Genomic DNA, 13412 nt, shown 5'->3' with positions numbered 1-13412 from the left:
TCCCCGAGCGGCAGTATAGCCTCCTGATTCAACGGAACGCGTTACGTGGCCACTCCCCTGCCCCAGATCCTGAGCAACCTGCATGCCGCCGCCGAGGCGGCCGGCCGGCCCGATCCGCGCCTGCTGGCTGTTTCCAAGACCCAACCGGCCGAGGCCGTGGCTGCGCTGGCTGCACAGGGCCAGCATGCCTTCGGCGAAAACTATGTGCAGGAAGCACTGGCCAAGATGCAGGCGCTGCAGCACCTGGCACTGGAATGGCACCTGATCGGCCACCTGCAGTCGAACAAGGCCGATGCCGTGGCCAGCCATTTCGACTGGGTACAGAGCGTGGACCGCCCCAAGCTGGTGACTGCGCTGGCACGCCATCGCCCGGCCGCGCGCGGCCCGCTGAACGTACTGATCCAGGTCAACATCGACGACGAATCCAGCAAGCATGGCTGTGCACCGGAAGAAGTGGATGCACTGGCCGCGGCGATTGCCGCTGAACCCACCCTGCGCCTGCGCGGACTGATGGCGATTCCCGCGCCGTGGCCCGAGGCCGAGCGCCGTCGGGATGCATTCGTGCGCATGCGCACACTTTTCCAGTCGCTGGCTGCCCAGCACGCGCAGATCGACACGCTGTCGATGGGCATGAGCAGCGACTACGCCGAAGCCATCGCCGAGGGTGCCACCCTGGTGCGGATCGGCACCGCCCTGTTTGGCGCGCGCCCGCGCCCGGCCTGATTTTCCAAGGAGACTTCCATGGCAGCTGATTCCATCACCTTCATCGGCGGCGGCAACATGGCCCGCAGCCTGATCGCTGGCCTGATCCGCCAGGGCGTGCCGGCCGCGCACATCCACGTGGCCGAGCCGGTGACCGCACTGCGCGCGTCACTGGCGGCGGACTTCGGCGTGCAGGTGCATGACAACGCCGCAGATGCCGCCGCGCAAGGTGGCACCTGGCTGCTGGCGGTGAAGCCGCAGGTGCTGCGTGAGGTCTGCCAGTCGCTGCGGGCACTGGCCCAGGCAAACCAGCCGTTGGTGGTGTCGATTGCCGCCGGTATCACCAGCGCGCAGCTGGAACGCTGGCTGGGCGGCAACCTGCCGGTAGTGCGCGCGATGCCCAACACCCCGGCCCTGCTCGGCGCAGGTGTGACCGGCCTGTTCGCCACACCGTCGGTGGACACGCAGCAGCACGCACAGGCCGAGAAGGTGCTGGCCAGCGCAGGCCGCACCGTGTGGATCGACAGCGAGGCGCTGATGGATTCAGTGACTGCCGTATCCGGCAGTGGCCCGGCCTATGTGTTCCTGCTGGCCGAAGCGATGGAAGCGGCGGGTATTGCCCAGGGCCTGCCAGCCGACGCCGCGCGCACGCTGGTGGTGCAGACCCTGCTGGGTGCCTCGCGCATGCTTGATGAAGCCGGTGAGAGCCCGGCCGAGCTTCGCCGCCGCGTGACCTCGCCGAATGGCACCACCCAGGCCGCGATCGAGAGCTTCCAGGCCGGTGGCTTCGAGGCCCTGGTGGACACCGCACTGCGTGCCGCACAGGTGCGTGGGCAGGAACTGTCTGCGGCGAATGATTGATCCCGATGCGTGCCGACCAACGGTCGGCACCCACCGTCATCCACGCCTGGCGTGGATGCTCATTGCCCCAATGTGGTCATGACGAAATCGACGAAGCACTGCAACCGCGGACGCGGCCTGCGGTCGGGCAGGTAGATCAGGTGCATCGGCCGTGGTTCGGGCAGGTAGTCGCGCAGCAGCGGCTTCAACCGCCCTGCCGCGATCTCGCCGGCCAGCAATGCGGTCGGCTGCAGCACCAGCCCCGCGCCGGCGACCGCCGCTTCGCGCAACGCAAACCCGTCATTGCAGGTCAGGCGCGCCTCCCAATCCACCTGTTCGCCATTGGCCAACTGCCAGCCGTGGCCACCGCGCCAGGCCAGATGGCTCAGGCAGTCATGCCCTTCCAGATCGGCGGGCGTACGCGGCGTGCCGCGCTTGCGCAGGTAAGACGGCGCCGCGCACAGGCTCATCGCATACGGCGGCAGCGGCCGCGCCACCACCTCCTGCGATGGCAACGGCCCGACCCGGATCGCCACGTCGAAGCCGTCCTCGATCAGATCCACACGGCGGTTGCTCAGGTCCAGTTCGATGTTCAACTGCGGCTGCGCGCGCAGCAGGCCGGCCAGTTGTGGCGCCAGCACGCAGCTGCCCCAGGTGGTGGGTGCGCTGACCCGCAGCAGCCCGCGTGGCTGTATCTGCAGTCCGGCCACGTCGGCCTCGGCCTGCTGCACCTGCTCCAGCACCTGCCGGCACCCGGCCAGGTAGGCGCTGCCGGCTTCGGTCAGGCGCTGGCGGCGGGTGTTCCGTTGCAGCAACGCGGTGCCCAGGTGCGTCTCCAGCTGCTGGATGTACTTGCCGACCATCACCGCCGAGACCTGCAGCTGTTCGGCAGCCCCTGCGAAGCTCCCGCGCTCGGCCACGGCGACGAAGGCCTGCATGCAGCGAAGGGTATCCATTGCTAATCCAGAGTTAGGAATCTGCGAAGCATACGCCGCTTACCTAACCGCACCGTGACGGCGCAGACTGCGCTCACTCCCTCACGCAAGGAACGGCCATGAAGATCCTCCTCGTCGGTGCCAGCGGCACCCTCGGCCAGGCAGTCGCCCGCCAGCTCGGCCAACAGCATCAGATTCTCGCCGCCGGCCGCAGCAGCGGCGAACTCCGAGTGGACCTGACCGATGACGCCAGCGTCGCCGAACTGTTCGCGCGTACCGGCCCGGTCGATGCGGTGATCTCCACCACCGGCTCGGTGCACTTCGGCCCGTTGCAGCAGATGACGCCAGCACAGTTCAACATCGGGCTGCAGGACAAGCTGCTGGGGCAGGTGCGGCTGGCACTGGCCGCCCAGCACCACCTCAACGCCGGCGGTTCGATCACCCTGACCAGCGGCATCATCAGCGCCCAACCGATCCGCGATGGCGTCAACGCCACCGCCGTGAACGCCGCACTGGAAGGCTTCGTGCGTGCGGCAGCACTGGAACTGCTGCCGCGCGGCCTGCGCATCAACGTGGTCAGCCCGAACGTGCTGATCGAATCGATGGCGGCGTACGGCCCCTACTTCCCGGGCTTCGAAGCCGTGAGCGCGCAGCGCGCGGCGCTGGCCTTCCAGCGTGCAGTGGAAGGCATCCAGAGCGGCGAGACGATCACGGTCTGGTAAGAAAAAAGGGGACGGAGGGGATTAAGTCGTTAATGCACAAACGACATAATCCCCTCCGTCCCGTTTTCGTGGGTCACTCCCAGCGCATCGGGCCGTCGCCGCGTTCGCCGAGGACGTCGCCGGGGTTGGCCAGGCGGCAACGCTGCAGTGACAGGCAGCCACAGCCGATGCAGCCGGTCAGTTCATCGCGCAGCAATTCCAGCATGTGGATGCGCTCCTCCAGCTCGGTGCGCCAGCGCGCGGACAGCTTGGCCCAGTCGGCCTTGGTCGGTGCGCGGCCCTCGGGCAGGCTTTCGAAGGCACGGCCGACGGCTTCCAGTGGCATGCCCACCCGTTGCGCGACACGGATCACGGCCAACCGTCGCAGCACGTCACGGCTGTAGCGACGCTGGTTGCCCGAGGTGCGCAGGCTGCTGATCAGCCCCTTGCGCTCGTAGAAATGCAGCGCCGAAACCGCCACGCCACTGCGCTGGGAGACTTCGCCTACGCTGAGTTCCTGGGAAACCATTACTTGACCTAAACTGCGGTTGAGGTGTCATGCTGCTATCTTCGCCGCCAGTTGACAAGCGCGGCCCGCATCTGACTCGTATGTCCCCCACTCTTTCACCCGCCGACGCCCGTGCACCGGCGGATACGTCGATCCTGTCCCCGCGCTACCGCGCCACCACCATCGGCATGGTGGCGCTGGTGGCGCTGCATGCCTTCGAAGCCCTGGCGGTGGCGGCGGCCATGCCGACCGTGGCCGAGGCCCTCGATGGCCTGCGCCTGTATGCGCTGGCCTTCGGCGGCACCCTGGCCACCAGCGTGATCGGCATGACCCTGGCCGGACGCTGGGCCGACCGCCACGGGCCCGCCAGGCCGCTGTGGTACGGCCTGGCCTGCTTCGTACTGGGGCTGCTGCTGGCCGGCTTTGCGATGCGCATGGGCATGCTGGTGGCCGGGCGCCTGCTGCAGGGCCTGGGTGCGGGCGCGATCTCGGTCTCGCTGTACGTGATGGTCGGGCGCAGCTATCCCGAACACCTGCGCCCGAAGGTATTCGCCGCGTTCTCGGCCGGCTGGGTGGTGCCGTCCATGATCGGCCCCGCGCTGAGCGGGCTGATCGTGCAGCATCTCGGCTGGCGCTGGGTGTTCCTGGCCGTGCCACTGCTGGCCATTCCGGCCGCGCTGCTGCTGCGCCCGGCACTCACGCGCATGCAGCCCACCGATGGCGGCCTCGCCAACGATGGGCGAGGCAACGTTGTGCGCTGGGCCAGTGGTGCCTCGCTGGCGGCGCTGCTGCTCTACTTCGGCGGCCAGCAGCAGGGCCTGCCTGCGCTGCTCTGCATCGGCGTGGCGATGCTTGCGCTGCTGTTCTGCGTACATCAACTGCTTCCGCCCGGAACCCTGATCCTGCGCCGTGGCCTGCCCAGCGTGATCGCGCTGCGCGGCGTCGCGGCGGCCGCCTTCTTCGCCTGCGAGGCCTACCTGCCGCTGCTGCTGCAGCGCGAACGTGGCCTTTCGCCCAGCTGGGCCGGTGCCGTGCTCAGTCTCGGTGCGCTGGGCTGGTTCGCCGGCTCGTGGCTGCAGGGCCACCAGCAGCGTGGCTGGTCACGCCAGCAGCTGCTGCGCGCCGGCACGGCGATGATGACGGTCGGCATCGCCGCAACGCTGGCGGTGCTGTTCAACGTGGTGCCACTGCCGGTGTCGCTGCTCGGCTGGGCCGTGACCGGCTTCGGCATGGGCATGATCTACGCAAGCCTGTCGGTGCTGACGCTGTCGTTGTCGGCGCCGCAGGAGCAGGGTGCCAACACCTCGGCACTGCAGCTGAGCGAGGCCCTGTCGGTGACCACCGCGCTGGCGGTTTCCGGCGCGCTGTTCGCGCTGTTCGTGCAAAGCGCACCCCACACCGGTTACGTGCTGTGCCTGGCGATCACCTTCGGCCTGGCGCTGCTGACCACGGTGATCGCGCGACGGGTGTAACACCACCGGGCGGATTCCGCCGGGCCACGCCCGGCGAACGCAGCGGTCAGGGTGTCCTGTCGGCTCCCACATCATCGATGTCCCGATGCAGGATGCGCCGCACCTCCAGCACCGCCTGCGGGGTCTCCTGCACGCTGTGGCCGGAAATGATCACCTTCTCCGACAATGCGCCCGGCAGGTGTGCGCTCCAGTACGGCACCAGCCCGTCATCGGACTTCTCCACCGGCAGTTCCGGTTTGCGCTGGGCGATGATCGAGTGGTACTTCAGGCCCGCTTCGATCGGCAGCTGTGCGGCGGCCTTCACGAACGGATCGCTGGCCTTGAGGTTGTCGATGCTGTTCGGGATCTTCGGCTTGGCGGTGCCATCGACCTGCTGCTCGGCCTGCGCCAGTGCCATGAACACGTCCTCGAACTTGCCGAGAATGGTCAGCGGCAGGCGCACCAGGCGACCGATCAGGCGCCCGACCTTGTTGCCGGCGATGTCGGTGCCCTGGTGCGGGGCAGCGATGAAGATCGCGCGTTCCACGTTCGGCTGTGCCTTGAAATGTAGCAGCGGCCCCAGCTTGTTCTGCACCCGCTTCAGCCGTTCACCCTTCAGGTCGTAGTTGGCCAGCAGGTCATTCCACAGCACGTCGCCCGAGTCGCTCACCAGCAGCCGCGCCAGTACACCGCCCATGCTGTGGCCGATGTAAACCATGTCCTTCGATGCACGCGTGCTGCCGTTGGGGTCGAAATGCTTCAGCGTGTCGTTGAACGCATTGGCGATCTCGTAGCGGTTCAGTGCGATCGGTGCATTGGTCGGGTAATAGACCTGCCAGACCTGGAACTGCTGGCGCAGCTCGGGATCGCCCATGATCTCATTGGCCAGGTTCACCCAGGCTTCCGGGCTGCTGGCCAGGCCATGCAGCATGAAGATGATGCGCCGGTTCGGGTCCCAAGGCTGCATCAGGTAGATGTGCGGCTCGCCGATGCCCTCGCTCATGCCGAACAGGGTGCGCAGCGACTGCCGGGCGAAGCCACTCTGCGCCAGCCACAGGCCATAGGCCGCGGTGAAGTTGCCGGCCAGCGGTACCTGCTCACCGTGCAGGGTGATGCGCTCGGTGGCTTCCGGCGAATAGGCATCCAGCTCGACCCGGCGTGTGCGCATCACGTCTTCCAGGCTGCTGCCCTCGAAGCGCAGCAGTGCGGTGACGTTGATCGAGGACATCTCGCTGAACTCAGGCACCGAGTCGTCATGGCGATGGCGACGGCCACGGTGCGCGTCGTCGCCGTCGTCCTGCGTGGTCTCGGCCTTCGGGCCATCGGGTTCGATCACCGGCGCGACCAGCTTCGGCGGATCCATCACCATCACCAGCTCGGCGCCGAAACCATCGCGGCGATAGGTGCTGCGCAGGCCGACGAAACTGACGGTACCGGCCGGCACCAGCTGCGCCGGGATGCTCTTCAGGTTCAACTGCTGGTAGTTGGAGGCCAGCGACCAGCTGCCGACCGAGACCGGCTTCGTGTAGTCCTCGCCGGCAAGTGCCGCCGCACGCGCACGCACGAACAGCACCACCGCTGCTTTCTCGGCCGCGTAGTTGTAGTAGTCACGCACCTGCGTCTGGCGGTCCTCGAAGGCACGGTCGGATGGGGACCTGCCGCTGTAGAACAGATACGCATACGCGTAACGCGCCGCTTCCAGCCAGGCATCCAATGCCGCATCGCTCATCGGCGGATCACCCGCTGCGGTCTTCTTCGGCGTCAGCGCCAGCGCGGCCTTCACCCACAATTCGGACAGCGCCGACAGCCGCTGCTCGACATTGAGGTCATCGGTCATCAGCAGCGTGCTGCGGCAGACCAGAAAGTCCTTCTCGCACTGCGACTCGTCCAGGCCCGCCGCGCTGAGCGTCTCGCGCGCGGCTGGGCTGAGCTTGCCGGTGTTGAGCACATCCGCGCGCTTGTTGACCAGCGAATCGCTGGATTTGACCTGCTTGACGGTCACCATCGCACAGCCGCTGCTGCCCAGCAGCAGGAAGGCGGCAAGCAGCGCCGGCAGCATGCGCTGCCAGCGGGTCAGAAAGAGTTGGGTCATTACTGTGGGTCCTGCTCGGTGCCGGGCACGCCCTGGCGGATCACGGTGGAGAAGTGCGGGCCATCGCCCAGGTCCAGCGCACGCTGGGTGATGCGGCCCTTGGCATGCAGCTCGGTGTACGGCACGCCCGGAGTGAGCGCACCGACCTCCTGCGCGTACTCGGCCAGGTAACCGGACAGCAGCAGGCGGTAATCCAGCGGCAGGCGCGGTGCGATGTGGCGGGCCAGGTCGAAGACGATGGTGGTGCAGTTGCTGGTCAGCGTGTTGTAGAAGCCGGGCTTCGCATCCAGTTCCCGGGCCTGCGCGATGTACGCAGCGAACAGTTCCTTCAGCTGCGTGCGGTCCATACCATGCAGGCGGTACAGGTAGACATCCTCGCCACGCGCGTTGGTGCGTGTGCGGATGATGTCGGTCTCCTCCGACGCCACCAGGGTCATCTCGAACTTGCGGAAGAAGCCGCCCAGCGCCGAGAACGACTCACCGCGCTCCTTGCGGATCTCCAGCGAGAACACCACGTGGCGACCGTCCTCGAAGCCGAACGAGATGAGGGTGTGGGCGATGGCCGGGCCCATCCAGTACGACAGCACCAGGTCGGCCGAGCGCAGCTGGTCCAGGTCGTACTCGCGGCGCACCCAGTGTGCGTCGTAGTCGGTTTCGGTGCGCCAACTGAAGTCACGCACATTGTCCAGCACGACGTGGCGGCCATCGAAGGACACCACGTGCAGGCGCTGCGCCACGTCATCGGCCCACAACCGGTCCTGGCGCGGGGTCAGCAGCAGCCACCACAGGCCGGCCAGCGCCAGCGATGCCCCGAACGCCAGACCCAGGCGGCGCGAGGCACGGCCCCGCGCGACCCGCCACGACGCCCACAGCGCAACCAGCAGCCACAGCCCAGCGACGCCGGTGGCCAGCCAGCCCGGCCCCGGCAACTGATAGGCCAGCAGCCCGGTCACCCACAGCGCCAGCAGCGCCATGGCACTTCCTGTCATCCAACGTCCTGCGGCGTTCACTGGCATCCTGTCGCGGTCTTGAAGCCGCATAGTTAGCCACAAGCGGGTTCACCGTGGCATCTACGGCCCGTTCAGGCAGGCCGGTGCACCGTCGGCGGCGGCCTCTGCGGCCAGATTCACCTCACAGGAGCAACGATGGGCATCACTTCCGTGGCCGGCGTTCCGGTCCAACCCCGGCATCGCGCCACCTGCCACTGCGGCACGGTCGAACTGCTGCTGGACCTGCCTGATGGCATCGTCGACCCGCGCCGCTGTGACTGCTCGATGTGCCGCCGCCGTGGCGCCATCGCCGCCAGCGTCGCACGCGCGGGCCTGCAGGTGGTGCGCGGGCAGAACCACCTGCAGCTGTACCAGTTCAACACGCATGTGGCCGAGCACTATTTCTGCGGCGTGTGCGGCATCTACACCCACCACCGGCGTCGTTCCAACCCGGACCAGTACGGCTACAACGTGGCCTGCCTGGAGGGCATCGACCCGTTCGCACTGGGCATCATTCCGGTCAACGACGGGGTCAACCACCCGGCCGACCGCGGCGACTAGCCTAGTGGCGCGTCCGCCGTGGCGGTGCGGCGACCTTCTGCCACGGCGCCATGCCACTGCGGCCGGCCCGCACCGGGCGTTTCAGCCAGGGCCGACGGGGCGTCGCCTGTGGTTCGGCAGCGACCGGGGGAGGGACAGGTCTGCGGCCGGGCCAGAGATGATCGAGCAGCCACATGGCAGGTCTCCGTGGGGGACGGGGACGACCTACGCTAGCGACACCTGGGCAAAGGACGGGTGATGGTGCTGCGGCAGCCAGATGACAGCCGCGCCCCCCTCAGTCCTGCGGCCGTGACCGGCCGAGGCGGCGCACCAGCACGAAGAACAATGGCACCAGCACCACCGCCAGCACCGTGCCGGAGACCATGCCGCCGATCACGCTCATGCCGATCTCACGGCGACTGACCGCACCGGCACCGGTGGCCAACGCCAACGGAATCACGCCGGCCACGAAGGCCAACGACGTCATCACGATCGGCCGCAGGCGCAGGCGTGCGCCCTGCAGCGCGGCCTCCACCGCTGAACTGCCCGCGCGATAGCGAGCCTCGGCGAACTCCACGATCAGGATCGCATTCTTCGCCGACAGGCCGATGGTGGTCAGCAGACCGACCTGGAAGTAGATGTCGTTGACGAAGCCCGCCGCGGTGGTCGCCAGCACGGTACCGATCACGCCCAAGGGAATCACCAGTACCACGGCCACCGGCACCGTCCAGCTTTCATAGAGCGCAGCCAGGCACAGGAAGATGAAGGCAATCGAGGCCAGGTAAAGCCACAGCGTCTGGTTGCTGGCCAACCGCTCCTGGTAGGACAGGCCACTCCACTGCAGGTCGAATCCCGCCTGGTCCGCAATCAGCGCCTGCATGCGCTGCATCGCCTCGCCCGAACTGCGTCCTTCGGCGGCACTGCCCTGGATCTGCATCGCCGGCAGACCGTTGAAGCGCTGCTGCAGCTGGGGCCCGCGCGCCCAGTGGCTGCTGGCGAAGCTGGCGAACGACGCCATCTGGCCGTTGCCACCGCGCACATACCACTGGCCGATGTCGTCGGGCACGCTGCGGTAGGGCTGGTCACCCTGCATGTAGACCCGCTTGACCCGGCCACGGTCGAGGAAGTCGTTGACGTAGCTGCCGCCCCAGGCCGCGGACAGGGTGGAATTGATGTCGGCCTGGGACAACCCCAGCGCGCTGGCCTGCGCATGGTCGATGTCCAGCCGCAGCTCGGCCTTGTCGCCGAGGCCGTTCAGGCGCACCGAGGTGAGCCCATCGTCTTCGCCGGCCGCACGCACCACCTGTTCCTGCGCTGCCTGCAGGGCCACGCGCCCGGCGGCGCTGGTGTCCTGCATCCACAGTTCGAAGCCACTGGACTGGCCCAGTCCACGCACCGCCGGCGGTGCCAGCACATTGACCCTGGCATCGGGCAACCCGCGGAAGTAGGCATTGGCACGCGTGATGATCGCCGCAGCGGTGTTGTCGCCGGTACGCTCATCCCAGGGTTTCAGTGCGAGGAAGCCCTGTCCGGCGTTCTGGCCGGTGCCGGCATTGTTGCGGCCAACCACCACGAACACCACGTCCAAGTTCTGCTTCTCGTGCTCCATGAAGTAGCGGCTGATCTGCTCGCCGAGCGCTTCGGTACGCGCCATCGGCGTGCCCTCCGGCGTGGAGAACTGGAAGGTCACCTGGCCCTGGTCTTCCACCGGCAGGAAGCCGGTGGGCATGCGCGCGTACAGCGCAATCATGGCGACCACCACCAGCAGGTAGAACGCCATCCAGCGCCGCGGCCGGGCGACCACGCCACCGAGCTTTCCCTGATAGGCCAACTGGCTGCGCTCGACACCCCGGTTGAAGGCCCTGAAGAAGCGGCCCTGCGGTTTCTGCGCCGAAGATGGCTTGAGCAGGGTCGCGCACAGCGCCGGGGTCAGCGTCAGCGCGACCAGCGCCGACAGCGCCATCGCAGATGCAATGGTGATCGAGAACTGGCGGTAGATGATGCCGGTGGAACCACCGAACAGGGCCATCGGCAGGAACACCGCGCCCAGCACCACGGTGATGCCGATCAGCGCGCCGGTGATCTCGCCCATCGATTTTTCGGTGGCCTCGCGTGGCGGCAGGTGCTCGTCGTGGATGATGCGCTCCACGTTCTCCACCACCACGATCGCGTCGTCGACCAGCAGGCCGATCGCCAGCACCATCGCAAACAAGGTGAGCGTGTTGATCGTGAATCCGGCGACCGCCAGCACGCCGAACGTGCCCAGCAGCACCACCGGCACCGTGATCGCGGGGATCAACGTAGCACGCAGGTTCTGCAGGAACAGGAACATCACCACGACCACCAGCACGATGGCCTCGATGAGGGTATGGATGACACCCTCGATCGAGACCCGCACGAACGGTGTGCTGTCGCGCGGATAGGCGACCTGCAGCCCGGGCGGGAACGTTGGTCGCAGGCGTTCGATCTCCTCACGGACCGCATCCGCGGTGGCCAGCGCGTTGGCCCCGGAGGCCAGCGTGACCGAGAAACCCGCCGCCGGATAGCCATTGAGATAGCTGCTGGTCTGGTAGTTCTCGGCACCGATCTCCACCCGTGCCACGTCGCCCAGGTGCACTGCAGCGCCGCTGGGAAGCGTGCGCAGGATGATCGCGCGGAACTGTTCGGGCGTCTGCAGCCGCGACTGGGCAGTGACGGTGGCATTCAGGCTCTGCGTTGCGCTGGATGGCAATGCGCCGAGTTCGCCGGCCGTGACCTGGGTGTTCTGGGCCTGGATGGCCGTGCGCACGTCGGCCGGCATCAGGTCGTAGGCGCGCAGCTTGTGCGGGTCCAGCCACACGCGCATCGCATACGCCGAGCCGAACACATTGATCTCGCCGACACCCGGAATGCGGCTGATCGGATCCTGCACGTTGCTGACCAGGAAGTCGGAAACATCCACCCGTTCCATGCGCCGGCTGGTGTCATACAGCGAGACCACCATCAGCGAGTCGCCCTGCGACTTGGCGACCGTCACGCCCTGCTGCTGCACTTCCTGCGGCAGCCGGTTGATGGCCTGGTTGACGCTGTTCTGCACCTGGACCTGGGCAATGTCCGGGTTGGCGCTCTGGTCGAATGTGACCGTGATGCGCGCCTGCCCCGATGACGAACTGGTCGACGAGAAATACAACAGGTGATCGATGCCTTTGATCTGCTGTTCGATCACCTGGGTGACGCTGTCTTCCACCGTCTGCGCCGAAGCACCTGTGTAGTTGGCGGTGATGTTGACCTGCGGCGGTGCGATGTCCGGGTACTGCTCCACCGGCAGCTGGCTGACGGCAATCGCGCCGAAGGCCATGATGCAGATCGCCAGCACCCAGGCAAATACCGGGCGGTGGATGAAGAAGCGCGGCAGCATGGGCTCAGTCCTTCCCGGCCGCTGCCGGCGTGACTGCCCCAGCGGGCTTCACCTGCACCGCCATGCCATCGGAGAGCCCCTGTGCGCCGGCCACGACCACCCGTTCGCCGGCAGCGATGCCATCCAGCACCAGCCACTGGTCGCCAATCGCGCGCGCGGTACGGAACAGGCGCAGCTTCGCCTTGCCGCCCTCATCCACCACCCACACCTGCGCCTCGCCCTTCGGGCTGCGGTCCACTGCAGACTGCGGCACCAGCAGCGCCTGCCGCTGCGTGCCCTGCCCCACCTGCGCCCGCACGTACATTCCCGGCAGCAGCTGCCCGGCGGGATTGGGAAACCGTGCACGCAGGGTGATGCTGCCGGTTTCCTGCTGCACGTCGATATCGGCAAATTCCAGGGTGCCGGGCAACGGATACGCACTGCCATCGGAGAGGCGCAGCCGCACCGCAGCGGTGGTGGCCTGCACGCCACCGTCGGCGATGGCGCGGCGCAAAGCCAGGTACTCGTTGCTGGACTGGGTGATGTCCACGTTCATCGGGTCGACCTGCTGGATCCGCGCCAGCGGGTTGGCCTGGCCCGAGGTAACCAGCGCCCCGGGTGTGAACAGCGCACGGCCGATGCGCCCGGCAATCGGCGCGGTCACCGTGGCGAAACCAAGCCGCGTACGTGCGGTATCCAGGCTCGCCTGTGCCGCCTGCACCGCGGCTGCGGCCTGCTGCCCGCTGGCGATGGCGTCATCCACGTCCTGGCGCGCGGCCAGCTGCTCGCCGCCCAGCGCCTGCATCCGTTGCGCGCGCAGACGTGCGGTCACTGCCGCCGCTTCGGCGGTTTTCAGGTTGGCCTGAGCCTGATTCAACGCCGCCTGGTACAGGGCCGGTTCGATCTGGAACAAAGGCTGCCCGGCACGCACGGTTTCGCCCTCCTCGAACAGGCGTTTCACCAGCACGCCATCCACCTGCGGGCGCACATCCGACTCCTGCGATGCGATGGTCCGCCCCGGCAGCTCCTGTTCCATCGCCAGCGGCCTTTCCTGCAGGGTCAGCACCTCCACCTCGTGAAGCCTGCCGGCCGGCGTGGGCGCATCCTTGCCGCAGGCCGACAGCAGGCCGAGCAGAACGAGCGCAAGCAGCAGAGGCCGCCGGAGCCGCAGTGGCCGGGCATGGCATGGCAAGGGCATGTGCAGGAGGTTCATCGGGTGCCGGGGTTCCGCGCGTCGTGGGGAGACGCTCGGCGCCGAATATAGAAGACCTGTGCGCG

The 13412-nt window shown here is 67.6% G+C and carries 11 protein-coding genes; 5 read left to right on the top strand and 6 right to left on the bottom strand.

Going from position 1 to position 13412, the window contains the following annotated elements; genetic code table 11:
• Positions 1-45 precede the first annotated feature (45 nt).
• Positions 46-723, top strand: a complete 678-nt coding sequence (locus GOC52_RS04635) for a YggS family pyridoxal phosphate-dependent enzyme (protein ID WP_043398305.1) — start codon at positions 46-48, stop codon at positions 721-723.
• A gap of 18 nt (positions 724-741) precedes the next feature.
• Positions 742-1563 (top strand): pyrroline-5-carboxylate reductase, encoded by an 822-nt coding sequence (gene proC / locus GOC52_RS04630; RefSeq protein ID WP_043398301.1) that lies wholly within the window; start codon positions 742-744, stop codon positions 1561-1563.
• A 59-nt stretch (positions 1564-1622) separates the two neighbouring features.
• Here the strand turns inward: proC and GOC52_RS04625 are convergent, their stop codons facing one another.
• Positions 1623-2498 carry a LysR family transcriptional regulator gene (locus GOC52_RS04625; RefSeq protein WP_029379886.1) on the bottom strand — a complete coding sequence of 292 codons (876 nt, stop codon included), beginning with the start codon at positions 2496-2498 and terminating at the stop codon, positions 1623-1625.
• A 98-nt stretch (positions 2499-2596) separates the two neighbouring features.
• Here GOC52_RS04625 and GOC52_RS04620 point away from each other — a divergent pair, with 98 nt between their 5' ends.
• Entirely contained in the window at positions 2597-3199 is a 603-nt protein-coding gene (locus tag GOC52_RS04620; protein ID WP_010483701.1) for a short chain dehydrogenase, read from the top strand.
• 73 nt (positions 3200-3272) lie between these two features.
• Here the strand turns inward: GOC52_RS04620 and soxR are convergent, their stop codons facing one another.
• Positions 3273-3707: a redox-sensitive transcriptional activator SoxR gene (gene soxR / locus GOC52_RS04615; RefSeq protein ID WP_019336938.1), complete on the bottom strand. Its 435-nt coding sequence runs from the start codon at positions 3705-3707 to the stop codon at positions 3273-3275.
• A 29-nt stretch (positions 3708-3736) separates the two neighbouring features.
• Between soxR and GOC52_RS04610 the strand changes: the two genes are divergently transcribed.
• A complete protein-coding gene (locus GOC52_RS04610; RefSeq protein WP_043398299.1) occupies positions 3737-5158 on the top strand; it encodes an MFS transporter in 1422 nt (473 codons plus the stop codon).
• 46 nt (positions 5159-5204) lie between these two features.
• Here the strand turns inward: GOC52_RS04610 and GOC52_RS04605 are convergent, their stop codons facing one another.
• Together GOC52_RS04605 and GOC52_RS04600 are read right to left on the bottom strand one after the other, a co-directional pair.
• On the bottom strand, positions 5205-7229 hold the full coding sequence (locus tag GOC52_RS04605; RefSeq protein ID WP_010483707.1) for an esterase/lipase family protein: 2025 nt from the start codon (positions 7227-7229) through the stop codon (positions 5205-5207).
• Entirely contained in the window at positions 7229-8203 is a 975-nt protein-coding gene (locus GOC52_RS04600; protein WP_010483709.1) for an Lnb N-terminal periplasmic domain-containing protein, read from the bottom strand. The genes GOC52_RS04605 and GOC52_RS04600 overlap by 1 nt, the downstream gene beginning before the upstream one ends.
• A gap of 171 nt (positions 8204-8374) precedes the next feature.
• Between GOC52_RS04600 and GOC52_RS04595 the strand changes: the two genes are divergently transcribed.
• On the top strand, positions 8375-8779 hold the full coding sequence (locus tag GOC52_RS04595; RefSeq protein WP_019336934.1) for a GFA family protein: 405 nt from the start codon (positions 8375-8377) through the stop codon (positions 8777-8779).
• A 274-nt stretch (positions 8780-9053) separates the two neighbouring features.
• Here the strand turns inward: GOC52_RS04595 and GOC52_RS04590 are convergent, their stop codons facing one another.
• Together GOC52_RS04590 and GOC52_RS04585 are read right to left on the bottom strand one after the other, a co-directional pair.
• Positions 9054-12155 (bottom strand): efflux RND transporter permease subunit, encoded by a 3102-nt coding sequence (locus GOC52_RS04590; RefSeq protein WP_126561002.1) that lies wholly within the window; start codon positions 12153-12155, stop codon positions 9054-9056.
• Positions 12156-12159: 4 nt separating this feature from the next.
• On the bottom strand, positions 12160-13347 hold the full coding sequence (locus GOC52_RS04585) for an efflux RND transporter periplasmic adaptor subunit (RefSeq protein ID WP_057503295.1): 1188 nt from the start codon (positions 13345-13347) through the stop codon (positions 12160-12162).
• Between the last annotated feature and the right edge of the window lie 65 nt (positions 13348-13412).

This window comes from Stenotrophomonas sp. SXG-1, from assembly GCF_014083965.1.
Classification (GTDB): Bacteria; Pseudomonadota; Gammaproteobacteria; order Xanthomonadales; family Xanthomonadaceae; genus Stenotrophomonas; species Stenotrophomonas geniculata.
Note: the sequence above shows the minus strand (reverse complement) of the source record. Positions and strands in the feature narration are given on the sequence as shown.

Excerpts from the sequence above, each read along its gene's own strand:
- proC (WP_043398301.1), top strand. The coding sequence starts at position 742 with ATGGCAGCTGATTCCATCACCTTCATCGGCGGCGGCAACATGGCCCGC.
- GOC52_RS04625 (WP_029379886.1), bottom strand. The coding sequence starts at position 2,498 with ATGGATACCCTTCGCTGCATGCAGGCCTTCGTCGCCGTGGCCGAGCGC.
- GOC52_RS04620 (WP_010483701.1), top strand. The coding sequence starts at position 2,597 with ATGAAGATCCTCCTCGTCGGTGCCAGCGGCACCCTCGGCCAGGCAGTC.
- soxR (WP_019336938.1), bottom strand. The coding sequence starts at position 3,707 with ATGGTTTCCCAGGAACTCAGCGTAGGCGAAGTCTCCCAGCGCAGTGGC.
- GOC52_RS04610 (WP_043398299.1), top strand. The coding sequence starts at position 3,737 with ATGCTGCTATCTTCGCCGCCAGTTGACAAGCGCGGCCCGCATCTGACT.
- GOC52_RS04605 (WP_010483707.1), bottom strand. The coding sequence starts at position 7,229 with ATGACCCAACTCTTTCTGACCCGCTGGCAGCGCATGCTGCCGGCGCTG.
- GOC52_RS04600 (WP_010483709.1), bottom strand. The coding sequence starts at position 8,203 with ATGGCGCTGCTGGCGCTGTGGGTGACCGGGCTGCTGGCCTATCAGTTG.
- GOC52_RS04595 (WP_019336934.1), top strand. The coding sequence starts at position 8,375 with ATGGGCATCACTTCCGTGGCCGGCGTTCCGGTCCAACCCCGGCATCGC.
- GOC52_RS04590 (WP_126561002.1), bottom strand. The coding sequence starts at position 12,155 with ATGCTGCCGCGCTTCTTCATCCACCGCCCGGTATTTGCCTGGGTGCTG.
- GOC52_RS04585 (WP_057503295.1), bottom strand. The coding sequence starts at position 13,347 with ATGAACCTCCTGCACATGCCCTTGCCATGCCATGCCCGGCCACTGCGG.